Source organism: Mesobacterium hydrothermale (assembly GCF_035818635.1).
GTDB classification, from domain to species: Bacteria; Pseudomonadota; Alphaproteobacteria; order Rhodobacterales; family Rhodobacteraceae; genus Mesobacterium_A; species Mesobacterium_A hydrothermale.
This window is the reverse complement of sequence record NZ_JAYLLH010000025.1, coordinates 24137-47202: the sequence shown is the minus strand read 5'-3', so window position 1 is coordinate 47202 and position 23066 is coordinate 24137. Positions and strand designations below refer to the sequence as shown.

General features: G+C 62.8%; 24 protein-coding genes and 1 tRNA gene. 20 read left to right on the top strand and 5 right to left on the bottom strand.

Annotated elements, in window-relative coordinates:
* Positions 1-2 precede the first annotated feature (2 nt).
* A complete protein-coding gene (locus tag VK792_RS15225) occupies positions 3-1280 on the top strand; it encodes an aspartate aminotransferase family protein (RefSeq protein ID WP_326298555.1) in 1278 nt (425 codons plus the stop codon).
* On the opposite strand, the gene VK792_RS15220 is transcribed toward VK792_RS15225, so the two are convergent.
* On the bottom strand, positions 1277-2278 hold the full coding sequence (locus tag VK792_RS15220; RefSeq protein ID WP_326298553.1) for a nuclear transport factor 2 family protein: 1002 nt from the start codon (positions 2276-2278) through the stop codon (positions 1277-1279). The two genes, VK792_RS15225 and VK792_RS15220, sit on opposite strands and share 4 nt — an antisense overlap.
* A 113-nt stretch (positions 2279-2391) precedes the next feature.
* On the opposite strand from VK792_RS15220, the gene VK792_RS15215 reads away from it, so the two are divergent.
* The 16 genes from VK792_RS15215 (at position 2392) to VK792_RS15140 (ending at position 17522) form a co-directional block, all read left to right on the top strand.
* Positions 2392-3438 carry an ABC transporter ATP-binding protein gene (locus VK792_RS15215; protein ID WP_326298551.1) on the top strand — a complete coding sequence of 349 codons (1047 nt, stop codon included), beginning with the start codon at positions 2392-2394 and terminating at the stop codon, positions 3436-3438.
* An 82-nt stretch (positions 3439-3520) separates the two neighbouring features.
* Positions 3521-4729, top strand: coding sequence for an ABC transporter substrate-binding protein (locus VK792_RS15210; RefSeq protein WP_326298549.1), 1209 nt, complete (start codon positions 3521-3523; stop codon positions 4727-4729).
* Between the two features lie 70 nt (positions 4730-4799).
* Positions 4800-5822, top strand: a complete 1023-nt coding sequence (locus VK792_RS15205) for a carbohydrate ABC transporter permease (RefSeq protein ID WP_326298547.1) — start codon at positions 4800-4802, stop codon at positions 5820-5822.
* Positions 5822-6976 carry a carbohydrate ABC transporter permease gene (locus tag VK792_RS15200; protein ID WP_326298546.1) on the top strand — a complete coding sequence of 385 codons (1155 nt, stop codon included), beginning with the start codon at positions 5822-5824 and terminating at the stop codon, positions 6974-6976. The genes VK792_RS15205 and VK792_RS15200 overlap by 1 nt, the downstream gene beginning before the upstream one ends.
* The gene (locus VK792_RS15195; protein ID WP_326298544.1) at positions 6973-7509 is read left to right on the top strand and encodes an ester cyclase; all 537 of its coding nucleotides are present in this window, start codon (positions 6973-6975) and stop codon (positions 7507-7509) included. Before VK792_RS15200 ends, VK792_RS15195 begins: the two co-directional genes overlap by 4 nt.
* 4 nt (positions 7510-7513) lie before the next feature.
* Entirely contained in the window at positions 7514-8824 is a 1311-nt protein-coding gene (hisD, locus tag VK792_RS15190) for a histidinol dehydrogenase (RefSeq protein WP_326298543.1), read from the top strand.
* A 108-nt stretch (positions 8825-8932) separates the two neighbouring features.
* Complete coding sequence (locus VK792_RS15185) at positions 8933-9931, top strand: ester cyclase (RefSeq protein ID WP_326298581.1); 999 nt, start codon at positions 8933-8935, stop codon at positions 9929-9931.
* Positions 9931-10695, top strand: coding sequence for an SDR family NAD(P)-dependent oxidoreductase (locus VK792_RS15180; RefSeq protein WP_326298541.1), 765 nt, complete (start codon positions 9931-9933; stop codon positions 10693-10695). Before VK792_RS15185 ends, VK792_RS15180 begins: the two co-directional genes overlap by 1 nt.
* Complete coding sequence (locus VK792_RS15175; RefSeq protein WP_326298539.1) at positions 10695-11750, top strand: LacI family DNA-binding transcriptional regulator; 1056 nt, start codon at positions 10695-10697, stop codon at positions 11748-11750. Before VK792_RS15180 ends, VK792_RS15175 begins: the two co-directional genes overlap by 1 nt.
* Entirely contained in the window at positions 11747-12736 is a 990-nt protein-coding gene (locus VK792_RS15170; RefSeq protein WP_326298538.1) for a nuclear transport factor 2 family protein, read from the top strand. The genes VK792_RS15175 and VK792_RS15170 overlap by 4 nt, the downstream gene beginning before the upstream one ends.
* Before the next feature lie 133 nt (positions 12737-12869).
* Entirely contained in the window at positions 12870-13835 is a 966-nt protein-coding gene (locus tag VK792_RS15165; RefSeq protein WP_326298536.1) for a cupin domain-containing protein, read from the top strand.
* Positions 13823-14434, top strand: a complete 612-nt coding sequence (locus VK792_RS15160; RefSeq protein ID WP_326298534.1) for a class I SAM-dependent DNA methyltransferase — start codon at positions 13823-13825, stop codon at positions 14432-14434. Before VK792_RS15165 ends, VK792_RS15160 begins: the two co-directional genes overlap by 13 nt.
* A 9-nt stretch (positions 14435-14443) precedes the next feature.
* On the top strand, positions 14444-15565 hold the full coding sequence (locus VK792_RS15155) for a cobalamin-independent methionine synthase II family protein (protein ID WP_326298533.1): 1122 nt from the start codon (positions 14444-14446) through the stop codon (positions 15563-15565).
* Positions 15562-16248 (top strand): alpha/beta fold hydrolase, encoded by a 687-nt coding sequence (locus VK792_RS15150; RefSeq protein WP_326298531.1) that lies wholly within the window; start codon positions 15562-15564, stop codon positions 16246-16248. The genes VK792_RS15155 and VK792_RS15150 overlap by 4 nt, the downstream gene beginning before the upstream one ends.
* Positions 16245-16940 carry an RraA family protein gene (locus VK792_RS15145; RefSeq protein ID WP_326298529.1) on the top strand — a complete coding sequence of 232 codons (696 nt, stop codon included), beginning with the start codon at positions 16245-16247 and terminating at the stop codon, positions 16938-16940. Before VK792_RS15150 ends, VK792_RS15145 begins: the two co-directional genes overlap by 4 nt.
* Positions 16941-17093: 153 nt before the next feature.
* The gene (locus tag VK792_RS15140; RefSeq protein WP_326298528.1) at positions 17094-17522 is read left to right on the top strand and encodes a GFA family protein; all 429 of its coding nucleotides are present in this window, start codon (positions 17094-17096) and stop codon (positions 17520-17522) included.
* Positions 17523-17561: 39 nt separating this feature from the next.
* Here the strand turns inward: VK792_RS15140 and VK792_RS15135 are convergent.
* Positions 17562-17638, bottom strand: a tRNA-Arg gene (locus tag VK792_RS15135).
* 143 nt (positions 17639-17781) lie between these two features.
* Here VK792_RS15135 and VK792_RS15130 point away from each other — a divergent pair.
* A complete protein-coding gene (locus VK792_RS15130; protein WP_326298526.1) occupies positions 17782-18807 on the top strand; it encodes a LacI family DNA-binding transcriptional regulator in 1026 nt (341 codons plus the stop codon).
* A 2-nt stretch (positions 18808-18809) separates the two neighbouring features.
* On the opposite strand, the gene VK792_RS15125 is transcribed toward VK792_RS15130, so the two are convergent.
* Together VK792_RS15125 and trpS are read right to left on the bottom strand one after the other, a co-directional pair.
* Positions 18810-18971 (bottom strand): hypothetical protein, encoded by a 162-nt coding sequence (locus tag VK792_RS15125; protein ID WP_326298524.1) that lies wholly within the window; start codon positions 18969-18971, stop codon positions 18810-18812.
* Positions 18972-19063: 92 nt separating this feature from the next.
* Complete coding sequence (gene trpS / locus VK792_RS15120; RefSeq protein ID WP_326298522.1) at positions 19064-20104, bottom strand: tryptophan--tRNA ligase; 1041 nt, start codon at positions 20102-20104, stop codon at positions 19064-19066.
* 77 nt (positions 20105-20181) lie between these two features.
* On the opposite strand from trpS, the gene VK792_RS15115 reads away from it, so the two are divergent.
* Entirely contained in the window at positions 20182-20889 is a 708-nt protein-coding gene (locus tag VK792_RS15115) for a rhomboid family intramembrane serine protease (RefSeq protein ID WP_326298520.1), read from the top strand.
* Here VK792_RS15115 and murJ read toward each other — a convergent pair.
* Positions 20886-22433, bottom strand: a complete 1548-nt coding sequence (gene murJ / locus VK792_RS15110; RefSeq protein WP_326298518.1) for a murein biosynthesis integral membrane protein MurJ — start codon at positions 22431-22433, stop codon at positions 20886-20888. The genes VK792_RS15115 and murJ overlap by 4 nt on opposite strands.
* A gap of 296 nt (positions 22434-22729) precedes the next feature.
* Between murJ and VK792_RS15105 the strand changes: the two genes are divergently transcribed.
* Entirely contained in the window at positions 22730-23011 is a 282-nt protein-coding gene (locus VK792_RS15105; protein ID WP_326298516.1) for a hypothetical protein, read from the top strand.
* The last annotated feature ends 55 nt before the right edge of the window (positions 23012-23066 follow it).

Sequence of the window (23066 nt, the reverse complement as noted above, 5' to 3'; positions counted from 1 at the left end):
ACATGAACCGCATTCAAAGCATGGCCGACTGGGTGGATCGCGCCCGCGCGGTGCTGCCCGCCGCCGGGTTCGGCAATTTCGACGCCTCCATGGTGATCGCGCGGGGTCAGGGGGCGTCTGTCTGGGACGAGGACGGTACCCGGTACGTCGATTACCTTATCGGGTCTGGTCCGATGTTGCTGGGCCACGGCCACCCCGAAGTGATGGAGGCGGTGCTGGAGCAACTGCCGCTTGGCATGACCTTCTTTGCCAACAATACGAAAGGCATCGAACTGGCCGAAGCGATCGTCGCGGCTGTGCCCTGCTGCGAACAGGTGCGCTTTGTCACTTCGGGTGGCGAGGCGGACATGTACGCGCTCCGGCTGGCCCGCGCCTATACCGGCAAGCCGAAGATCCTGAAGTTCGAGGGCGGGTATCACGGGATGAGTGCCGAGGCACAGATGAGCCTTGCGCCGTCAAGGCCGGTCAATTTCCCGACGCCCGTGCCGGACAGTGCGGGCATCCCGCAGGGCGTGGCGGACCAGATGCTGATCGCGCCGTTCAATGACCTGGACGCGGTGGCGGGACTGCTGGCGGAACATGGCGACATCGCGGCGATCATCGTCGAACCGTTGCAGCGGATCATTCCCGCAAAACCCGGGTTTCTGCAAGGATTGCGCGATTTGTGTGACCGGTACGAGGTGCTGTTGATCTTCGACGAGATCGTGACCGGCTTTCGTCTGGCCTATGGTGGTGCACAAGAGCGCTTTGGCGTGACGCCCGATATCGTGACGTTGGGCAAGATCATCGGCGGCGGGTTTCCCCTGGCGGCACTGGGGGCCAGCGCACAGATCATGGCGCATTTCGACAAGGCCGCCGTGGGGGCGGAAAACTGGTTGATGCAACTTGGAACGCTTTCCGGCAATCCGGTGGCTGCCGCTGCTGGGTTGAAGACGATGGAGGTGCTGCGCCGGCCCGGTCAGTACGACACCCTGCGCGCCACTGGTCAGCGGTTGATGGATATAATGACGGACGCCCTGAGTGCGCACGGAATTCTGCACCGTGTGACCGGCGATCCCACCCTGTTCGACATATATTTCACCGCGGGCGATCCGGTCGACTACCGCAGCGCCAGACATGACGACCCCCGGCGTAACGAGGTCTGGAACGCCGCGTTGCGCAGTCATGGCGTATTCAAGAGCCCGGGCAAGGTCTATCCGTCGCTGGCGCTGACCGAAGCGGATCTTGCCCAGACCGCCGAGGCGGTGCGCCAGGCCGCCCGCGCGGTGGCCCGGCTTTAGGTGCGCGGCACCCGCGCCATGCGGTCCAGGATATCGACGCCAAGCCCGTTCCAGAAATGCAGCAGGTCGATGAAGATCCAGTTTTCGGCCAGCTTGTCGCCGTCGCGACGATAGATGTCGATCACCCGCATCTCTCCGCGTTTGTCCGACGCGGGCATGCCCATGAAACCGCCGGTATGCAGCGCAGTGAAGTTTGGCCAGCCAAAGAACCCGCCATAGGCCCCTTCGGCAAGGCGCGCGATATGGCGGGTCTTGGATCGTTCCTTGAACGCGGCGCGGAAGGGGGCGGAATGCTGTTTGGCGTATCGTTTGATCGTATAGGTCGCGCCGATCCCGGCAGGTCCCCACCAGATCATGTCGTCATGCCACGTGCGGGCCAGCTCTTCCTCCAGCGGCAAGCCAAGCTGCCATGTGCCCAGATCGCCGATCATTGCGTTGATCGCGGCAAGCGTGGCGCGGCCCTGTTCCTCGGGGGCGTCGTCAAACAGCAAGCCGTCATGGGTCATCGGCCCGGGCTGCACAAGATGCGCGGCGGTTTGCGGCGGAAACGGCTGGAGCCCGGCCTGCATCATCAGATGCGGAATATCGAAGTACATTGCGGTTTCCGTGATGCGCCCGTCAGCCACCCGATTGAATTCGCAATAGCGCAGAAACGCCATCTTGCCGGTGGGGGCGATCCCCAGCCAGGGCTGATCGAACAGCCCCATCAGGTGGCCCATCGACACCACCCAGACACCCTGAAAGCCGTCGATCTCGTTCCGGCCGGCAAAGAAAATGTCCTGTCGCCGCTGCATTCGGGTCAAAGACTGGCGCAGCGGCTGCCAGAAGCTTTCTGCAATCGCCTGTGGGCCGGTGCAGGCGCCAAAGGGATGAAAGCCGCGCCACAGCGCGTCCGGGGAAAGTGTATCGGCCAGAACGTCCGTGATTCGGTCCACCGGAGCGCCGTCGAGCGCGGCGTACAAATCCTGGACCACCTGCTTTTCTGTCTGAAATCCCATGACATTTCCCCATTTTGCAAGCGCATGCAAAAAATCCTTGCCGAAATGATGTGGCCGTGTCTACCCTTTTGCAAGCGCATGCAGAATGCGGATCACGATCAGGGGGCGACCGGATGGCCGAAATCCAGCTGCGCAACGTGTCCAAGCGTTGGGGAACGTTCGTGGGGGTCGACAATTTCGACCTGACGATCGCCGATCGCGAATTTCTGGTGCTGCTGGGCCCCTCGGGGTGCGGCAAGACCACGACGATGCGCATGATCGCCGGGCTGGAAGACCCGACAGAGGGCCAGATCACCATTGGTGGCAAGGTGGTCAATGACCTGGAACCCAAGGACCGCGACGTGGCGATGGTGTTCCAGAGCTACGCGCTGTACCCGAACATGAACGTCTACGAAAACATCCGCTTTCCGCTTAAGGTGCGAGGGGTTGACCCCACCACCCATGACGACAAGGTGCGCCGCGCAAGCGCGATGGTGGAACTGGACGAATTCCTGGACCGCAAGCCCGCCGAACTGTCGGGCGGCCAACGGCAACGCGTTGCGCTGGCCCGCGCCATCGTGCGCGAACCGAACGTTTTCCTGATGGATGAACCGCTGTCCAATCTGGATGCCAAGCTGCGGGTCAGCACCCGCGCGCAGATCAAGAACCTCAGCCATGAACTGGCCGTGACAACCATCTACGTCACCCATGATCAGATCGAGGCGATGACCCTCGCCGACCGTGTGGTGGTGATGCAAAAGGGCGTGGTCCAGCAGGTCGGCAGTCCGACCGAGATTTACGACCGTCCCGCCAATACCTTTGTCGCCAGCTTTATCGGAAGCCCGGCGATGAACCTGATCGACGGCGAAATGACGGGTGGCAGCTTTTCCGCACCGCACACCCGGATCGACGGGCTGGCCGCCGCGGATGGGGCCGTGACGCTGGGTTTTCGCGCCGAAGACGCGCAGGTCGCCGAGGGCGGTCAGATCACCGCGCCGATCTATACGCTTGAGTTGCTGGGCGACGCCACCATGGTGACCGTCCGCATTCGCGGCGCGCTGGTCAGCGTGAAGGCGGACAAATCGTTTCGGGCACAGATCGGCGAAACCGTTTCGATCCGGATTCCGACGGACCATTGCCACCTGTTCGATGCCGCAACAGGGGCGCGTATCGGGGACTGAACTCTGCCCCCTTCCGAGGGCTCAGCCCTCGCCAACCTTGGGCTGTGACTGCAGGACAGCCCCTACCAACCGGGAGAAAAGAATGTTGTTGAAGAAGATCCTGATGGCCAGTGCCATCTCGCTTGCCGCCACCAGCGCCTGGGCGGGCTGTGCGTTTGAAAATACCGTGCCGGTGAAATCTCTGACCGCCGGTTTCGAGGCGTGGAAGGCCGTCACCACCGCAATGGCGGAATGTGGCAACGTCGAAGCCAACCTGGATCAGGATTTCCGTCTGAAGCAACCCGAGGCCTTTGCCGCCAACCCGGCGCTTTACCAGATCGGCGGGGTCGCCAATTCGACCCTGATCCCGCTGCTGGAGGCCGGAACGATCCGCCCGCTGGATGACCTGATTGCCAAGTATGGTCAGCAGTTGCGCCCGAACCAACTGATCAAGATCGACGGCAAGGTGATGGCCGTGGCGATGATGGTGAACAACCAGCACCTGATGTACCGCGAGGACATCCTGAACGATCTCGGGATTGCCGTTCCCACCACCTATGCCGAGATGATCGACGCCGCCACCAAGATCAAAGCAGCCGGTGTGGTCGACTACCCCATTGGTGGCACCTTCATGACCGGCTGGAACCTGGGCGAGGAATTCGTGAACACGTTCCTGGGTGAGGGCGGCACCTTCTTCACCGATGGCAACATGCCCAACATCAACAATGCCCAGGGCATGGCGACGCTGGAAACCATGAAGGCGCTGACCGAATTCATGGACCCGGAATATCTGGTGTCGGATTCGACCTATGTTCAGCAGCAGTTCCAGCAGGGCAAGATTGCCATGGCGAACCTTTGGGCCAGCCGCGCGGGCGCCATGGACGACGCCGCCGAAAGCCAGGTTGTGGGCAAGGTCAAGATGGCCGCCGCCCCGATGGGGTCGGTCGCGCCTGCCAGTTCCATCTGGTGGGACGGTATCGTGATCGCGTCGAACATCACCGACGAAGAGGCCGAGGCCGCCTTCCGCGTCGCGATGGAAGGCATCGACACCGAGATGGTGCAGGCCAACAACGATTCCGCCGTCTGGTTGATCGAAGGGTATCAGCCCGGGGCGCTGGCCGCCGGTGCCGCCGCGACCGCATTGGCCGGGGCCAGGCCCTATCCGGCGTCCGGCGCCATGGGCATCATGCACACCGCGCTGGGCGATGGCATTGCCGACTATCTGACCGGTGCCAAGGATGCCGCAACCACGCTGGCCGATATCGAAGCCGCCTATCTGACCGCGGCCAAGGAAGCCGGCCTTGTAAAGTAAGCGCTCCGCCGGAGGCGGCCCACGGGCTGTCTCCGGTCACCTGTCAACACCTGCCCCGGGAGAGTGAGACATGAAGTTCCGCACCTTTGCCGCCTTCGTCGCGCCCTCTGTCTTAATGATGCTGCTGTTTATTGCGGCACCGCTGGTCAGCGTGTTCTGGCAAAGCTTTCACGTCACCCAGCCGGTCTATGAACAGGTCGAGGTCGAAACCTGCACTCCGGGCTTTCTGACACAGACATGCGTGACAGAAATCAAGACCCAGCCCGTGCTGGACGAAAACGGCGAGATCCGCACCACAACCCGTTGGGTGGGCTTGCAAAGCTATCGCAACGTGATCGAACCCGACCGTGCCTGGGCCGCGATCAAATCCGGGTCGTGGAAGGCGCTGAACGTCATCGACTTCTGGAAAGCGCTGCGGTTCACGCTGATGTTCACATTGGTCACGCTGCCGCTGGTTATTGGCACCGGGTTGGCGATTGCACTGGTGATCGAAAACGCGGCCAAGGCAATCCGGGGGCCGGTGATCTTCATCTCGCTTTTGCCGTTCATCATCACGCCGGTGATCGGTGCGCTGTCGATCAACTGGTTGTTTCGCGGTGATGGCATCCTGACGGCGGGGCTGGAATGGTGGACGGGCCGCGACATCGCCATGTTCGCGCAGGCCTGGACCATTGAACTCATCATGATGTTCTACCGGGTCTGGCACGTCGCGCCGTTTGCCGGGATCATCTTCTATGCAGGTCTGCAAACGGTAAACCGCGACAGTCTGGAAAGCGCGCTGATCGACGGGGCGTCGCGCTTCGACCGGTTGCGCTATATCATTGTCCCGCACCTGATGCCGCTGATCGTCTTCGTCGCAATGATCCACCTGATGGACACCTATCGCGTGTTCGAAGAGATCGTTGGCTTCCGCAGCCAGGGACACGTCATTTCCCTGCAATGGCTGACCTATGATTTCCTGACACCGAACGAGGCCGGGACGCGGTCGATTTCTCGCGCGTCTGCCTCGGCCATGCTGACCATGATCGGCATCGCCATCCTGCTGGTGCCGCTGTTGCGCCGCACCTGGCGCGATCACAAGGGGGTGCGCTGATGTCCGCCAAAGCCTTTCGTCAACCGCTGTCCTTGCGGATCGCTTCGGGCGGGTTCCTGGCGCTGTGGTGCCTGATCGCCGCATTCCCGATCGTGTGGATCACGGTGATGAGCTTCAAGGCACCGATCGATGCCTTCGACAGCAATCCGCTAAACGTGATCTTTGGCCCCGAAACACGAGCGACTGGTCAGGGCTGGTCAGTGCTCGACATCGTGCTGGCCATCGCGATTGTGTGGATCACGGCGCGCATCGCCACGCGCATCTTGCCCGGTCTGGTCAAGACACACAGCCCGCGTGGCTGGGTTCCGCTAGGCTGGGTGATCGGCGCTCTGGTGCTGGGGATTGGCTTTGTCGTGGCGTTCTTTGGCGTGCTGCCGGTTGTGGGCGACGCGCTGAACCCGGTGTTGGGTCCGCTGGGCCGCGACATCATCGGTGCCACGACAGAACATTATCGCACCGTCTGGATCGACAGGGGGTTTGCCCAGAATTTCCAGAACTCGTTGATCGTGACGGTGGGCGTTGTCACAATCTCGCTCAGTGTCGGAACGCTGGCGGGCTATGGCCTGGCGCGGTCAGGTTCGGCGCTGGCCTTCTGGATCCTGATCATCGCGTTGATCTTTCGCGCCTTGCCGCATTCGGTTTTGGTGGCGGGCTATTTGCCGGTCTTTATCTCGTCGAACGAATGGCTTGCCCCGATCCTGGGCGACAACGCGCCGACCCTGTATGGCAAACCCTGGGCGGTGATCGCTGTTCTTGTGGCGATCAACCAGCCGTTCACCATCTGGATGCTGCGCAGCTTTTTCCAGAATATCCCCAGTGAACTGGACGAAGCCGCCCGAGTCGACGGCTGTTCCCATTTCCAGGCCTTTCGCCGGGTCATCATGCCGGTGATGTGGCCGGGGGTCATCACCACGGGGCTGTTCAGTTTCCTTCTGGCCTATAACGATTTCCTCGTGACCTCGTTGCTGCTGGATGCCTCGAACCAGACCATGGTTCCCGCCATCGCCGGCATGTTCAACCGCGAAACCACCACCACCGATCAGGTCGTAGCCGTGGCCGCCGCCGTGTCGATCACCGCGCCGCTCTTTCTGCTGGTCATGGTGTTCCAAAAGCAGATCGTCAGCGGCCTGACAGCGGGAGCGGTCAAAGGATGAAAGGGGCAAGACCGGAACAGTCTGTCCTGTCACGCGACACGGACCTGGGCAAGACCGACGACACCCGCGCCGTGATCGAAGGCATGGTTGACGGGCTGAACGATCACCGCATCGACGATATCGGCCAGTTCTTTGCCGATGGGTTCCGCTGGATGGGCAACCAGGGCTGCGGCACCAAGACCGGACTGAAGGAATTTCAGGACAACTGGCAGCGCCCTTTTCAGGCCGCGTTTTCCGACAAGGTCTGCATTGACGAGGCACGGCTGTTCATGGGCGAATGGGCCGCCGCCTTTGGCCGGCAAGAGGCGACGCATTCCGGCACGTTCATGGGCCTGGCCCCGACCGGCAAGCGTGTCACGATCCGGTATATGGATTTCTGGAAGGTCGAGGATGGCAAGATCACCGACAACTGGGTGATGGTCGACTTTCCGCACGTTCTGGCCCAACTCGGCGTTGACGTGTTCAACGGCGAAGGATGGGAAGCATTTGACCGGGGGGACCGTGTGCCCCCCCGGCCCGAGGAGGAGAAGTAAGGCAATGGCGATCGAGTTTCTGAAGCGTTCCAAATCTGACAGCGAAAAGGCCGAGGAGGACGCCAAGGTCCGGTCCGTGGTCGAGGCGACGCTGGCCGATATCGGATCGCGCGGCGATGCTGCGGTCCGCGACCTGTCGGCCAAGTTCGACGGATACACCCCCGAGGCGTTCCGCCTGACCGCCTCTGAAATCGAAGCGGCGATGCAAAAGGTCAGCACCCGCGACATGGAGGACATCAAGTTCGCCCAACAGCAGATCCGCACCTTTGCAGAGGCGCAGCGCGCCAGCATGACCGATATCGAGGTCGAAACCCTGCCCGGCGTGATCTTGGGCCATCGCAATATCCCGGTGCAGTCGGTGGGCTGCTATGTGCCCGGCGGAAAATTCCCTATGGTGGCCAGTGCGCATATGTCGGTGCTCACGGCCTCTGTCGCGGGGGTGCCGCGCATCGTCGCCAGTGCGCCGCCGGTCAAGGGGGCGCCGCACCCGGCCATCGTGGCGGCCATGTATCTGGGCGGGGCGCATGAAATCCTGTGCCTTGGCGGTATTCAGGCAGTGGGGGCGATGGCGCTTGGAACCGAAACCATCGACCCGGTGCATATGCTGGTCGGACCCGGCAACGCCTTCGTCGCCGAGGCCAAGCGCCAGCTTTACGGACGCGTCGGTATCGACCTGTTTGCCGGGCCGACAGAAACCATGGTCATCGCCGACGAGACGGTCGATGCCGAGCTGTGCGCGACGGACCTTCTGGGGCAGGCCGAACACGGGTATAACTCGCCCGCTTGCCTGATCACCAATTCCCGCAAGCTGGCAGACGCGACAATGGCCGAGATCGACCGCCTGCTGGCAATCCTGCCCACCGCCGAAACCGCCTCTGTCAGTTGGCGCGACTATGGGGATGTGGTTCTGTGCGACACGCACGACGAAATGCTGCAAGTGGCCAATGACATGGCCTATGAGCATGTTCAGGTAATGACCGATCGCGATGATTGGTATCTGGACAACATGCACAGCTATGGCGCGCTGTTTCTGGGTCCGCGGACCAATGTCGCCAATGGCGACAAGGTGATCGGCACCAACCACACCTTGCCCACCAAAAGGGCCGGGCGCTATACCGGCGGACTGTGGGTCGGCAAGTTCCTGAAAACTCATTCCTATCAAAAGATCACAACCGATGCGGCTGCCGTGCTGGTGGGCGAATACGGGTCGCGGCTGTGCATGCTGGAAGGCTTCGTGGGTCATGCCGAACAATGCAATATCCGCGTGCGCCGCTATGGCGGCAAGAACATCGCCTATGGCACGGCCGCAGAATAACAGGATCGGTTGCTTGGCGGGAAGCCGCTTCCCACGGAAAGGACAGCAGACGTGACCACGGACACGCACACCCGAAACAAGGCCACCCTTGCGCCGCTGCGCGCCGCGATGGCGGATTTCGACGGACCGGGCGTGCGGTCTGCCCTGCGGGAACTGATCGCGCCTGAGGCGGTTTTGCACATGGCCCACCCGCTGGGCGACAGCATTGGGCCAGATGCGTATTATGACACCTGTTATGCGCCCTTGCTGGATGCCATGCCCGATCTGGAACGCCGCGACTGGATCGTGATGGCCGGGCCGGACGAACATGGCGCCGACTGGGTCGGCTGCGGCGGCCACTACTTTGGCACCTTTGTCGGGCCGTGGCTGGATATTCCGCCCACCGGGCACCTGACCCACATGCGCTTTCACGAATTTTATCGCGTCGTCGACGGTCAGGTGATCGAGATCCAGGCGCTTTGGGACATCCCGGAGGTGATGATGCAAGCCGGGGCTTGGCCCATGGCGCCGTCGCTGGGACGCGAGTTCTGTGTTCCCGGGCCGATGACCCAGGACGGGCTGGTCGCCGGGCCCTGGGATGCAACGCGCGCGGGCGCCGCGCAGAAACACATCATCGACATGCTGGAGCACATGAAACGTCACCCGTCTCAGGGTGGACCCGAGGTGATGGAGATGGAGCAGTTCTGGCACCCGCGTATGAACTGGTACGGTCCTGCGGGCATCGGCACCGGGCGTGGTATCGCGGGGTTCCGGAACTGGCACCAGATTCCGTTTCTGAACGGGATGCCGGATCGCGGAAAATACGTCGACGACATCACCTATCACTTCTTTGGAGACGGCGACTATGCGGCGGTCACCGGTTGGCCCGACATGATCCAGACCGTCACCCATGACGGCTGGCTGGGCATCGCCCCATCGGACAAGAAAATCACCATGCGGTCGCTGGATTTCTGGCGGTTGGAAAGTGGCCTGATCCGCGAGAACTGGGTGGTGGTGGACATTCTGGATGCTTTTCGCCAGCTTGGCGTCGATGTGCTGGCGCGGATGCGGGAATTCAACAAGGCCCGCGTGCCGGGGCGCATTCCCTTTCCGATCGGAGAGCGCTGATGATCCTGCCGCAAACACCCGGGTTTCGTCTGGATGGCAAGCGCGCGCTGGTCGCCGGGGCCTCGTCCGGCATCGGGATGGCCTGTGCTGTCGCGCTGGCCGAGGCGGGCGCCGCGGTGACGCTTGTCGCGCGGCGGGCCGATGCGCTGGCGGCGCTGGTGGACGCGCTGCGGGTCAAGGGCTGGCAAGCCAGCCCGCTGGCCTTGGACATCACCGATTTGTCGGCAACCGAGGCAGCGGTTGCCGACACTGGCCCGTTTGACGTGCTGATCAACTCTGCCGGGCTGGCGCGGCATGGCCCTGCGCTGGACACCGACCCGCAGGACTACGACGCGGTGACCGATCTGAACGTCAAGGCTGCCTATTTCCTGACCCGTGCTGTGGCACGCGGACTGATCGCTGCAGGTAAGCCCGGGTCGCTGATGAACATTTCGTCCCAGATGGCGCATGTCGGCGGGATCGACCGGGCGGTCTATTGCGCGACCAAACACGCGGTCGAAGGGTTCACGAAATCCATGGCGATCGAATGGGGCCCGAAGGGAATCCGTGTGAACACGATCTGTCCGACCTTCATCCGCACGCCGCTGGGGGAGCAGACCCTGGCCATTCCCGAACGCCGCAAATGGATCGAGGACAAGATCAAGCTGGGCCGCGTGGGCGAGGTCGAGGACGTGATGGGCGCGGCGGTGTTCCTGGCCTCTGACGCCAGCGCGCTGATCACCGGCACCTCGCTTTTGATCGACGGGGGTTGGACGGCGGATTGATGGCGGAAACCAAGGTGACATCGATGGACGTGGCGGTCCGCGCCGGCGTCAGCCAATCGGCGGTCAGCCGCGTGTTCACCCCCGGTGCATCGGCGTCGAAAAAGACTGTCGAAAAGGTGCGCAAGGCGGCAGCGGAACTGGGTTATCGTCCCAATATCCTGGCGCGCGCCATGGTGTCGGGCAAAAGCCGGATGATCGGCCTGGTCGTCGCTTACCTGGAAAACTACTTTTACCCCGAAGCGCTGGAAAAGCTGTCCAATGCGTTGCAGGCGCAGGGCTATCACGTGCTGGTTTTCATGGCGTCGCAAACCGCGGTCGGGATCGACGCGGTGGTCGAGGAAATCCTTGACTATCAGGTGGATGGTATCGTCTTCGCCTCGGTCGCCATGTCGTCCGACATTGCCGAACGTTGTGAACAGGCCGGGGTGCCGGTGGTCCTGTTCAACCGCTATGAGGACCGCGAAGGCGTGACCTCTGTCACCTCTGACAACGTGGCGGGCGGGCGCAAGGTGGCCGATTTCCTGTTGGCTGGCGGGCACAGCCGCATCGCCTATATCGCCGGGTGGGAGGGCGCCTCGACCCAGCGCGACCGCGAGGCGGGGTTTCTGGCGGGTCTGCGCGCGGCGGGCGCGGATCTCTTTGCCCGGGGGGTGGGGAATTTCAACCTGGATCAGGCGCGAAACGCCGCGCGGGGCATGTTCGACCGCCCCGACCGTCCCGATGCGGTTTTTGTGGCCAACGATCACATGGCCTTTGCCGTGATGGACGTGATCCGGTTCGAACTTGGCCTCAGCGTGCCGGGGGATGTGTCGGTTGTCGGGTATGACGATGTACCCCCTGCTGCCTGGCCCGCCTATGACCTGACCTCGGTCCGTCAGCGCGCCAACCGGATGGTCGAGGAAACCGTCAACGCGCTGTTGTCGCGGATCGAGGATCCGGACGCGGTCGCCGGCAAGATTGTCATCGACGGGCCACTGATCGTGCGTGGTTCGGCGCGCGGTGCCAACCCGCACCCGGGCAGCGAAGCGATAGCGCAAAAAGGACGAAACGAATGAAGGGCTTTGATCCGAAATTCAGCGATTTTCCCGACTATATCATTGGCATCACCAAGGAAATCTGGGAAGATCGCGGCATCGCCACCCTGCATGACTATTACGCGCCGGACATTGTCGTGCGCTCACCCGCCTCTGTGGTAACGGGCAATCAAGGGGTGATCGCGGCGACCATGGCGACCCTGGCCGAGTTCCCGGACCGGACCTTGTTCGGAGAGGATGTGATCTGGTCCGGGACGCCCGAAACGGGGATGCTGTCCAGCCACCGGCTGCATTCCACGGCCACCCATGTGCGACCCGGAGTCTATGGCGCGCCGACGGGGAAGAAGCTGCATTACCGCATCCTGGCCGACTGTCATGCGATCAACAACCAGATCAATGACGAATGGCTGATCCGCGATCAGGGCGCGATTGTTCGTCAACTTGGTATCGAGCCCCGCGATTATGCCCGTGACCTGATCGCCCGCGAAGGTGGGGCGGCCAACTGCGTGCGGCCTTACACCCCTGCAACCGAGGTGGCAGGGCCCTATTCCGGTACCGGGAATGACAACGCCTTCGGCCAGCGGCATGCCGACCTGCTGACTCGAATCATGCAGGCCGATTTTACCGCCATTCCGTCCGAATACGATCGCGCCGCGAACCTATGCTATCCCGGCGGGGTCGAAACCCTGAGCCACGACGGGGCCGATCAGTTCTGGATGGGGCTGCGCGCGGCGCTGCCCAATGCCACCTTCACCATCACCCACCAGATCGGCCGCGAAGACCCGATGATGCCGCCGCGTTCGGCCCTGCGCTGGACGCTGCACGGGCGGCACGAAGGATACGGTGCCTTCGGCAATCCGACCGGGGCCGAGATTTTTGTGCTGGGAATTTCCCATGCCGAATGGGGCGCTCTGATTGGCGGTCAGGTCAAGCTGCGCCGCGAATGGACACTGTTTGATGAAACCGCGGTCTGGAAACAGATCCTGCTGCATACGGGTGCCCTGTGATACCCGCGCCACCTGAAGCCGCACGCAGATGCCACCGCTTTCTGGCTGGCCTGCGCGCACGCCGTCTGAATCTGCACCCCCCCGGGCAAAAGGGTTGATCCAATCCCCCTTGCCCAAACAGGAGACACAGACAATGACACCGCAAGACATGAACTCCCGCATCGTGCGCTATGGCGATCTGCAACCGTGCAAGACCGCCTTCATCGACGCGCACACCCCCGGCTCTGACCAGAAGGAAAACTTTACCATCATCGGCGGCGGGGTGTCCGAATCCCCCGATCAGCACGTTCACATCACCATTCCGCACGGCTTCAACATCGGCGCTGCCGGGCAACCCCCCAAATGCCGCAACAGCTTGCACGATCACCGCACGGCAGAGGCGTTTTTCGTCCTGTCCGGGCGCTGGCGGTTTTTCTGGGGCCGCTGGGGCACCGCAGGAGAGGTGGTTCTGGAAGAAGGCGACATCTTCAATATTCCCACCGGCATCTTCCGCGGGTTCGAAAACATCGGCACTGATTACGGAATGATCATGGCCATCCTTGGTGGCGATGATGCCGGGGGCGGGGTCATGTGGGCCCCGCAAGTGATCGAGGACGCCGCAGATCACGGGCTTGTTCTGGGGGAAGATGGCAAGCTCTACGACACCAAGAAACAACAGCGCCTGCCCGACGGGGTGGCACCCATGCCGCTGATGAGCGATGCCGAACTTGCCAAACGGCCCGAGCCCACAACGGCCGAGGTATTGCCGAACCATGTCGCGCGCTACTGGGATATGGTCGCCCTGGCCGACAGGCGCCCCTGCAAGGTGATCGGCGAGACCGGACTGTTGAAGGACAAACCCGGCTTCGAGGTTGATTTCATGACCCGTGCCTCCGCGTCCGAGGCCAGACACAGCCATGACCGTCCTTCGGTGCTGATGCCGGTCAAGGGGCATTGGCGCGTGACGTGGGACGGCGGGCAGGCAACGCTTGCGCCTGGCGATACCATGTCTGTGCCGGAAAACCTTGCCCATTCCGCCGTCCCGTCCATGACCGGAGAGGCGGCGATGTATCACATCGTGGCAACAGACGATCCTGCGGGTTTGACATGGCAGGGATAGAGGCACGACCAGAGGATATTCAGGACGTCTATGACCGGCAGGCGGCAGTCTACGACGCGCAGCGATCGCGCGCCTTGTTCGAGGCGCGCTGGCTGGCCCGTTTCGCAGCGTGCCTGCCGGCCAACGGCCATGTGCTGGACCTTGGCTGCGGGGCCGGCGAGCCGATTGCCCGCTGGTTCCTGTCCGAAGGGTTTGCCCTGACCGGTCTGGATTTTTCGATCGCCATGCTGGACATCGCACGCAGCAGATGGCCCTCGGGCGACTGGCGGCAAGGCGACATGCGCGACTTTGCCCTGCCGGAAAGGTTCGACGGGATCGTTGCCTGGGACAGCTTCTTTCACCTGACCGGGCCCGAACAGCGCGATGTGATTGCGCGGATCGGGTCCCATCTCAAACCCGGCGGAAGCCTGTTGCTGACCGTTGGCCCCGCCGCCGGAGAGGTGCAAGGCACCGTCGGAGGAGAACCCGTCTACCACGCATCGCTGTCGCCCGCCGACTATGCCGCCTGTCTCGAAGACAATGGACTGATTCTGACGGGCTTTCTGTCTGAAGACCCGGAAACCGATCGCCACAGCGTCTTGATGGCCCGAAAACTCTAGGAGCTTTCCATGCCCGTTCCTACCACTCACGTCGGATCCCTGCCGCGCACACAGGACGTGGTCGATTTCATCTTTGCCCGTGAACGGGGCGAACCCTATGACCAGGCCGCTTTCGACGCCTGCATGACCCGCGCCGTATCCGACACGGTCGCCAGACAGGCCAAGGCGGGAGTCGATATCGTCAGCGATGGCGAGACTTCGAAGATCAGCTATGCCACCTACGTCAAGGACCGTTACACCGGCTTTGATGGCGACAGCCCGCGCAACGCCCCGGCCGATCTGAAGCTTTTTCCCAGCTTCCTGCAACGCATCGCGGCCAGCGGCGGCACCCCGCAATATGCGCGCCCCATGTGCGTGGGCGAAGTCCGGTCGAAAGGGCAAGGCGAACTGGAAAAGGACATTGCCAATCTCAGGGCGGCGATGACGGATCACGGCATCGCGCGTGGTTTCATGAACGCCGCATCGCCGGGGGTGATTTCCCTGTTCCTGCAAAACGATTTCTACAAGACGCGCGACGCCTATCTGGCGGCGCTGGCTGACGCGATGAAGGCGGAATACGAAACCATCGTGGCCAGCGGGCTGGACCTGCAACTGGACTGCCCCGACCTGGCCCTGTCGCGGCACATGCTGTTCACCGACCTATCGGACGAGGCATTCGTCAAGGTTGCAGCCAGTCATGTCGAGGCGCTGAACCACGCCTTGCAGGACACTCCGGAAGACCGGGTGCGAATCCACATCTGCTGGGGCAACTACGAAGGCCCACATGTCTGCGACATTCCCATGGCCAAGATGTTCGACACGCTGATGTCTGCAAAAGCACGCTATGTGCTTTTTGAAACATCGAACCCGCGCCATGGCCATGAATGGACGGTCTTCCGAGATCGCAAGGACGATATTCCAGAGGACAAGATCCTGGTGCCAGGCGTCGTCGACACCACGACGAATTTTGTCGAGCACCCTGAACTGGTGGCACAACGCATCGCGCGGTTCACCGATATCGTCGGGTCGGATCGCGTCATCGCGGGCAGCGATTGCGGCTTTGGCACCTTTGCCGGGTTTGGCGCGGTCGATCCGGAAATCGCCTATGCCAAGCTGGGCGCGCTGGCAGAGGGGGCATCGCTGGCCGGATGACGCTGCCGCTGATCTACCTGCCGGGCATGATGTGCGACGCCCGGCTGTTTGGCCCGCAGATCACTGCCTTGGGCGGTACGGCACCTTTGTCTGCGCAGGACAGCACGATGCAGGCTATGGCGGCGCAGTTGCTGCCGCAATTGCCCGACCGGTTCGCCCTGATCGGGCTTTCGATGGGCGGTATCCTGGCGATGGAACTAATCCGGCAGGCGCCCGGGCGGGTTGACCGCGTTGCCTTGCTCGACACCAACCCGCTGGCTGAAACCGAAGAGGTCAAGGCAAGGCGCGGCCCGCAGATCGACCGCGTCCGCGCGGGCAAACTGGCAGAGGTCATGCGCGACGAAATGAAGCCGCACTATATGGCCGACGGGCCAAACCGGGCGGCACTCCTTGATCTTTGCATGGATATGGCGCTGGGTCTGGGGCCGGATGTCTTCGTCAACCAGTCCTGTGCCTTGCGCGACCGGCCAGACCAATGCGACACCCTGCGCAGCTTCGGCGGCCCGGCGCTCGTGCTTTGCGGGCGCGAAGACAGGCTTTGCCCGCTCCACCGTCATACCCTGATGCAAGAACTTCTGCCCAATGCCACGCTAAGCGTGATCGACGGGGCAGGGCACCTGCCGACCCTTGAAAAACCGACCGAGACAACACAGGCCCTGTGCCACTGGCTGGAGAGACCATGAACGAAAGCTTGCTGACCCTGCTGCGCCGGGTCGATACACCCACCGTCTGCAACGCCATCGAGGTGGCCCAGGGCAAACGCGGCTTTGCCAACTTTACCCGTGGCACGATGCTGGCTTCGGCCCCGAAGGCCCCGGCCATGGTTGGCTTTGCACGCACTGCCCGCATCGCGGCGCTTGCGCCACCGACCGAGCCGTCCGACGTGATCAGGGCCCGCCGAATGAACTATTACCGCCACATGTCACAGGGGCCGCGCCCCGCTGTCGCTGTGGTCGAGGATATGGATTACCCCAACTGCATCGGCGCCTATTGGGGCGAGATCAACACAACCGTGCACAAGGGATTTGGCCTGTCAGGCGCGCTGACCAACGGCGTCATGCGCGATCTTGGCGACTTGCCCGATGGGTTTCCGGTGGTGGCGGGCGCGATCGGGCCCAGCCACGGTTTTGTCCATGTCCGCGAAATCGGGACGCAGGTCACGATCATGGGAATGCAGGTGCGCGACGGCGATCTGATCCATGCCGACCGGCACGGTGGCCTTGTGATCCCGCCCGACGTCATCCCCGATCTGGAAACGGCCATCGAAAAGCTGCTGCAAACGGAAAAGCTGATCCTTAAGCCTGCACGCACAAAAGGGTTCGACTTCGAAGCCTTCGAAGAAGCCTGGACCCGTTTCGAGGCCTCCCGAACCTGAACCCTGACTGCCGTCCTTTGCCGCCGCCGGAACCTTGTTGTTCGTTGTCGCGCAGTCGGGGGACCGCTTTGAACCCAGTGTGATGGATGGTGAACGCCGACGGAATGTCTGCTAAGCCTGTCTTGTTCCGAAGACTACAGCGGGTTTGGGCGTATGAAGCACAATGCGAGTTGCTATTGCGGGCATGTCAAGCTCGTTGCCGAGGGCGACCCGGCGATCCAGTGCCTTTGCCATTGCACAAGTTGTCGGCGATGGTCGGGGCAACCGGTCACCGCCTGCGTTTTGTGGCCGGAAGACCGGGTAAAGTTTCTGAGCGGAACAGAAAAGCTGCACCGTTTCTCAATAACGGGTCATGCGGAAGGCGGAAAATTCAGTTGCCAGGTTTGTGGTGGCGCTGTGTGTACGTTCCTTCCAAAGGCACGGATGTATGACATTTTCGGAGGTGTGCTGACAGATTTCAGTTTCTGGCCGACCATGCACATAAACTATGGCGAACGTGTGCTCTCGATGCAGGACGATTTGCCGAAGTTTCGCGATATGCCTGAAAGGGCCGGTGGAAGCGGTGAATTGTTGACCGGTTGATCCCAAGTCTGCGCTTACTCTGACACCCGCATGGGTGCATGGTGATCCCGGCAGGATTCGAACCTGCAACCTGCCCCTTAGGAGGGGGCTGCTCTATCCAGTTGAGCCACGGGACCCCGAGGCTGGTTTAGACAGCTTCGCGCCGACTGTCATCCTCAAGTGAATAATTTTTCCGCGTCATTCCCGCGTTGCAGACACTTGTGCGCACGTGAATGCTTGCGGTAACGTTCATGTACTCCCGGAAAAGAGGAACATGCCCGTGGCCCATGACGACACCCGCCCGCTGACCCTGCGTGATGTATCCGAAGCGTCCGGCGTTTCCGAGATGACGGTCAGCCGGGTCCTGCGCAATCGCGGGGACGTGTCGCCCGCCACGCGGGAAAAGGTGCTGGAAGCAGCCAAGGCGCTGGGCTACGTGCCGAACAAGATTGCGGGAGCGCTGGCCAGTCAGCGGGTCAACCTTGTCGCCGTGATCATCCCCAGTTTCCGCAACATGGTCTTCCCCGAGGTTCTGTCGGGCATCAGTTCCGTTCTGGAAGAAACCGACCTGCAGCCGGTTGTCGGGGTTACCGATTACCTGCCGGAGAAGGAAGAGAAAGTCCTTTACGAGATGCTGTCATGGCGTCCATCCGGCGTGATCATTGCCGGGCTGGAACACACCGACGCCTCGCGCGCGATGCTGAAGGCCAGTGGCATTCCGGTGGTTGAAATCATGGATGTCGACGGCACGCCGATCGATTCCATGGTCGGCATTTCGCACCGCCGCGCCGGGCGCGAGATGGCCAAGGCGATCCTCAAGGCCGGGTTCCAGAACATCGGTTTCATGGGCACCAAGATGCCGCTGGACCACCGTGCCCGGAAACGGTTCGAAGGTTTCACCGAGGCGCTGGCCAAGAACGGGGTCGAGATCATGGACCAGGAATTCTATTCAGGGGGCTCTGCCCTGGCCAAGGGCCGGGAAATGACGCGCGACATGCTGGACCGCACGCCAGAGCTGGATTTTCTGTATTACTCCAACGACATGATTGGCGCCGGCGGGTTGTTGTACCTGCTGGAAAAAGGCGTGAAAATTCCCGAAGAAATCGGTCTGGCCGGGTTCAACGGGGTCGAACTGCTGGACGGGTTGCCGCGCAAACTGGCGACGATGGATGCCTGCCGTACAGAAATCGGACGCAAGGCGGCTCAGATCATCGCCGCGCGGGTCGACAATCCCGATGCCGAGATCGAAAAGGAAATCGAGCTGACCCCCACCATCGCATATGGCGGCACGCTGCGGCGCAAGTAAGGTTACAGCCCGGTCATCCCCCGCAGCGTCGGCAACAGTGCCGCGGCTGCGATCCCCACGAAGGCGCCGATGATCAGGCGCATCAGGGGCGACCGCAACACCGGCGCAAGCAGGCCAAGCACGGCGCAAACGGCTGCGTAGAAACCAAAGGTGACAGGGTCCATCGCCAAAGCCTAGCACAGGTTGCGCGGCAAATCACACCTTCGCTCACCCAGCGGCGCGCGCGCCGCCGCGGCCCCGGGGCCTTCGGTCAGGCTCAGCGCACCATCCCGACGATTTCCAGCGTCCGGTCCATGATCGGCTGTGCAATCGCGCGGGCGCGGTCAGCGCCCTTGCGCAGGATCGCGTCGATCTCGTCCGGGGCCTGCATCAACCGGGCCATTTCGCCCGAGATCGGCGACAGCTTTTCCACCGCCAGATCAGACAGCTTCGGCTTGAACGCCGAGAACTGCTGCCCGCCGACCTCTGCCAGAACCTGGTCCACGCTCTGCCCCGACAGGGCGGCGTAGATATTGACCAGGTTGCGCGCTTCGGGGCGGCCTTCCAGGCCATCGACCTCGGACGGCAGCGCCTCGGGGTCGGTCTTGGCCTTGCGGATCTTCTGGGCAATGGCGTCGGCATCGTCGGTCATGTTGATCCGGCTGGCATCCGACGGGTCGGACTTCGACATCTTCTTGCTGCCGTCGCGCAGGGACATCACCCGCGTTGCCGCGCCTTCGATCACCGGTTCCGGCATCGGGAAGAAATCGACGCCGTAGTCGTGATTGAACTTGGCGGCGATATCCCGGGTCAGTTCGACGTGCTGTTTCTGATCCTCGCCCACGGGCACATGGGTGGCATGATACAGCAGAATGTCGGCCGCCATCAGCGACGGATAGGCAAACAGGCCCAGTGACGCGTTCTGGCTGTTCTTGCCCGCCTTGTCCTTCCACTGGGTCATACGCTGCATCCAGCCCATGCGGGCGACGCAGTTGAAGATCCAGCCAAGCTCGGCATGGGCGGAAATCTGGCTTTGGTTGAACAGGATCGACTTTTCCGGATCAAGGCCCGAGGCGATATAGCCCGCGGCCAGTTCCCGGGTCTGGCGGCGCAGCGCCTCCGGGTCCTGCCAGACGGTGATCGCGTGCAGGTCGACCATGCAATACACGGTCTCGATGCCCTGGTCCTGCATGTCGACAAAGCGCTTGATCGCGCCAAGATAGTTGCCAAGCGTCAACCCGCCCGAAGGCTGGATGCCGGAAAAGACGCGCGGTGTGAAACCTGCGTTGGCAGGAGGAGTTTGGACCCCCTCGGTCATGTCGGTATCTCCGTCTGGAATATTCGGTCCCGGTGGCTTACCCATGGGGCCAAGTCCCGTCAAGCAAAGGCCAAGACATGCGCAGCCCCGAAGCAGAAAGCCCCGTCAATCCGCTGCCCCCGGTGATCGTAGCGTTGTTCGTGATCGTTGTCGGGATCGAGGCCGCGTTTTCGCTGGGCGCGGCCGGGATCGTCGGCGGCCCGCAGGCGGTGGGCTGGCGGTTGGCTGCGGTGCAGAAATACGCCTTTTCTGCCGAAGTCTTCGACTGGATGATCCAGACCCGGCAGTGGCCGGCGGAACACCTGATCCGGTTTGTCACCTATCCGTTCGTGCACGGCTCGCTGACCCACGCGATCTTTGCCGGGGTGATGCTGTTGGCACTGGGCAAGATTGTGGCCGAGGTGCTGGGCCCGGTGCGCACACTGGTGGTGTTTGTCTTGTCGGCCATCGGCGGGGCGCTGGCCTATGGTGTGTTCGTCGACACCCGCGCGCCCTTGCTGGGGGCGTTTCCGCCGATCTACGGGCTGATCGGGGTGTTCACCTATATCCTTTGGCTGAGGCTGGGCCAGATGGGCGCGCATCAGGCCCGCGCGTTCAGCCTGATCGGCATGCTTCTGGGGATCCAGTTGGTGTTTGGACTGATGTCCACGCTGATGGGCGGGATGACCCCCAGTTTCGACTGGGTGGCTGATATCGGCGGCTTCGTCACCGGCTTTGCCCTTGGGATCGTGCTGATCCCGGGGGGCTGGGCGCGGATCGTGTCGCGCCTGCGCAACCGCGGCTAGGCGCGACGGCGGCGCAGCGCCTGGCGGAATTCCGACAGGCGGAAGGCGCCGGTCAGTTGCCCGGCGATGGCATAGACCGTGATGCCAAAGCCGATCAGCACCAACAGCGCGAGATACCGCAGACCGCCCATGCCGAAGACCGGGCCAAGCACCAGCATCGCACCCCAAAGCGCCGCGCCCATGATCCCCGAGGCGAGGCAGACCCGCCAGACACGGGTTCGGAACCGCCCGTCGAACCGCGCCACGGTGCCATAGCGGCGGCCGCCGACGGCCAACATGGCAACCATCGCCCAGCCCGCCAGCGTGGTGGCGATGGCCGAGGCGATCCAGCCGATCACCGGCGCCATGCCGATGGCAATCGCCGCGTTCAGGACCATGGCCCAGACCGCATAGCGGAACGGGGTTCGGGTGTCCTCTCGCGCGAAAAACAGTGGCTGCAAAACCTTTTGCAAGACAAAGGCCGGCAGGCCAAGTCCATAGATGGCAACCGCGACGGCGATGGCCGCGCTGTCATCCGACGTGGTCTGGCCGCGTTCGAACAGCACCGACACCAGCGGCAGCGGGATCACGACCAGCGCGACGGCGGCGGGGATGGTCAGCGCCAGCGACAGTTCCCCGGCTCGGGAAAAGGCATGGCGGGCGCCGTCGTCGTCTTGCGCCTTCAGACGACGCGACAAGTCGGGCAAAAGGACGATGCCCACGGCGATGCCAACCACACCCAGCGGCAGCTGATAGAGCCTGTCAGCCGCGTAGAGCCAGCCCACGGCCTTGTCGAAATGGCTGGCAACCTGTTGACCCACAAGAAGATTTACCTGCATCACGCCCCCGGCGAGCGCGGCGGGAACCGCGACGATCACCAGCCGTTTCATATCCGGCGTCCAGCGGGGACGGCCCGGGCGGATGCGCACCCCGGCGCGATCTGCGGCAACCCAGACCAAGGCGAGTTGCGCGACCCCTGCCAAGGGGACCGTCCAGATCAGCGCGGTGATGGTCGACCCGCCAAGCCAGGCCGCGACGGTCATGGCTAAGATCACGAAAATATTGAGAAAAACCGGTGCTGCTGCGGCCGCGGCGAAATGGCCGGTGGCGTTCAGCGCGCCGGAAAACATCGCGGCCAAAGAGATGAACAGGATATAGGGGAAAACGATGCGGCCGAAGCCGACGGTCAGGTCGAACCGGCTGTCGGCGGCAAAGCCGCCAGCGGTCGCCCAGACCAGCGCGGGCATGAAGATCAGCGCCAGACCGGTCAGGATCATCAGCACGAAGGCCAGCCCGTTCAGCGCGTCGCGGGCAAAGATCAGCGGGTCTTCGTCGCCTTCGTACTTCTTTGAAAACATTGGAACAAAGGCGGCGTTGAACGCGCCTTCGGCAAAGAAACGGCGGAACATGTTGGGCAGGCGGAAGGCGGCGACAAAGGCATCCATGACCGGGCCGGGGCCGATGAAGGCCAGGATCATGACCTCTCTGACGACGCCGAGAACCCGGCTCATCAGGGTCCAGAAGCCAACGGTGAGCACACCGGAGATGAGGCGGATGGGTTTCATGTGTCTGGCCTGCCGTTTTCCCCCGATTAGAGCAGAAACCGGGGCCGGGGAAGGGCAGTTGTACGGGCTTGCCGTACAAGGCGTACGGGCGGTCCGTACCAAAGCGGGCATTTCGCGGCGTTTTGCGCGGATTTTCCCGGGGCGCGGCGGGCACCGTACGATTGGCGGCGGGAACCGTACAAAACCGGGGGGGCGGGCGGATCGTGCCCGGCAGGGCCATGCAACGCGCGGCGGGGTAGGGACCTGGAAACCGCAGAACGCCAGTGTGGGCCGGGCAAGCGCCAGGGAGACCGGACATGAACGAATTCAACACCGCGCCACTGACCGAGGTCAGCACCGACTGGTTCCGGTCGCACCTGCGCGAGGCCCTTGACCGGGTGCAGATGCGTGGTGCGCGGTATCAGATCCTGCGGCACGGACAGCCGGTTGCGGGCGTCGTGCCGCTGCACGAGGCGCAGGCGCTGCTGACGGTGGCCAAGAACACCCACGCCTATCGCGAGTGGCTGGCCAAAAGCCGGCTGGACGCGGAACGGCGCTTGCGCGACGCGGTGCGAGAGGAGGGGATGCGACGCCCTTGAGAGGGGGCCGACATCCCGCGCGCGTTTTGCCGGTTCCCGGAGCGCGGTCGTCGTG

Bases quoted from the DNA above. Each gene is read 5' to 3' on its own strand.
- VK792_RS15225 (WP_326298555.1), top strand. From the start codon at position 3: ATGAACCGCATTCAAAGCATGGCCGACTGGGTGGATCGCGCCCGCGCG.
- VK792_RS15220 (WP_326298553.1), bottom strand. From the start codon at position 2,278: ATGGGATTTCAGACAGAAAAGCAGGTGGTCCAGGATTTGTACGCCGCG.
- VK792_RS15215 (WP_326298551.1), top strand. From the start codon at position 2,392: ATGGCCGAAATCCAGCTGCGCAACGTGTCCAAGCGTTGGGGAACGTTC.
- VK792_RS15210 (WP_326298549.1), top strand. From the start codon at position 3,521: ATGTTGTTGAAGAAGATCCTGATGGCCAGTGCCATCTCGCTTGCCGCC.
- VK792_RS15205 (WP_326298547.1), top strand. From the start codon at position 4,800: ATGAAGTTCCGCACCTTTGCCGCCTTCGTCGCGCCCTCTGTCTTAATG.
- VK792_RS15200 (WP_326298546.1), top strand. From the start codon at position 5,822: ATGTCCGCCAAAGCCTTTCGTCAACCGCTGTCCTTGCGGATCGCTTCG.
- VK792_RS15195 (WP_326298544.1), top strand. From the start codon at position 6,973: ATGAAAGGGGCAAGACCGGAACAGTCTGTCCTGTCACGCGACACGGAC.
- hisD (WP_326298543.1), top strand. From the start codon at position 7,514: ATGGCGATCGAGTTTCTGAAGCGTTCCAAATCTGACAGCGAAAAGGCC.
- VK792_RS15185 (WP_326298581.1), top strand. From the start codon at position 8,933: ATGGCGGATTTCGACGGACCGGGCGTGCGGTCTGCCCTGCGGGAACTG.
- VK792_RS15180 (WP_326298541.1), top strand. From the start codon at position 9,931: ATGATCCTGCCGCAAACACCCGGGTTTCGTCTGGATGGCAAGCGCGCG.
- VK792_RS15175 (WP_326298539.1), top strand. From the start codon at position 10,695: ATGGCGGAAACCAAGGTGACATCGATGGACGTGGCGGTCCGCGCCGGC.
- VK792_RS15170 (WP_326298538.1), top strand. From the start codon at position 11,747: ATGAAGGGCTTTGATCCGAAATTCAGCGATTTTCCCGACTATATCATT.
- VK792_RS15165 (WP_326298536.1), top strand. From the start codon at position 12,870: ATGACACCGCAAGACATGAACTCCCGCATCGTGCGCTATGGCGATCTG.
- VK792_RS15160 (WP_326298534.1), top strand. From the start codon at position 13,823: ATGGCAGGGATAGAGGCACGACCAGAGGATATTCAGGACGTCTATGAC.
- VK792_RS15155 (WP_326298533.1), top strand. From the start codon at position 14,444: ATGCCCGTTCCTACCACTCACGTCGGATCCCTGCCGCGCACACAGGAC.
- VK792_RS15150 (WP_326298531.1), top strand. From the start codon at position 15,562: ATGACGCTGCCGCTGATCTACCTGCCGGGCATGATGTGCGACGCCCGG.
- VK792_RS15145 (WP_326298529.1), top strand. From the start codon at position 16,245: ATGAACGAAAGCTTGCTGACCCTGCTGCGCCGGGTCGATACACCCACC.
- VK792_RS15140 (WP_326298528.1), top strand. From the start codon at position 17,094: ATGAAGCACAATGCGAGTTGCTATTGCGGGCATGTCAAGCTCGTTGCC.
- VK792_RS15125 (WP_326298524.1), bottom strand. From the start codon at position 18,971: ATGGACCCTGTCACCTTTGGTTTCTACGCAGCCGTTTGCGCCGTGCTT.
- trpS (WP_326298522.1), bottom strand. From the start codon at position 20,104: ATGACCGAGGGGGTCCAAACTCCTCCTGCCAACGCAGGTTTCACACCG.
- VK792_RS15115 (WP_326298520.1), top strand. From the start codon at position 20,182: ATGCGCAGCCCCGAAGCAGAAAGCCCCGTCAATCCGCTGCCCCCGGTG.
- murJ (WP_326298518.1), bottom strand. From the start codon at position 22,433: ATGAAACCCATCCGCCTCATCTCCGGTGTGCTCACCGTTGGCTTCTGG.
- VK792_RS15105 (WP_326298516.1), top strand. From the start codon at position 22,730: ATGAACGAATTCAACACCGCGCCACTGACCGAGGTCAGCACCGACTGG.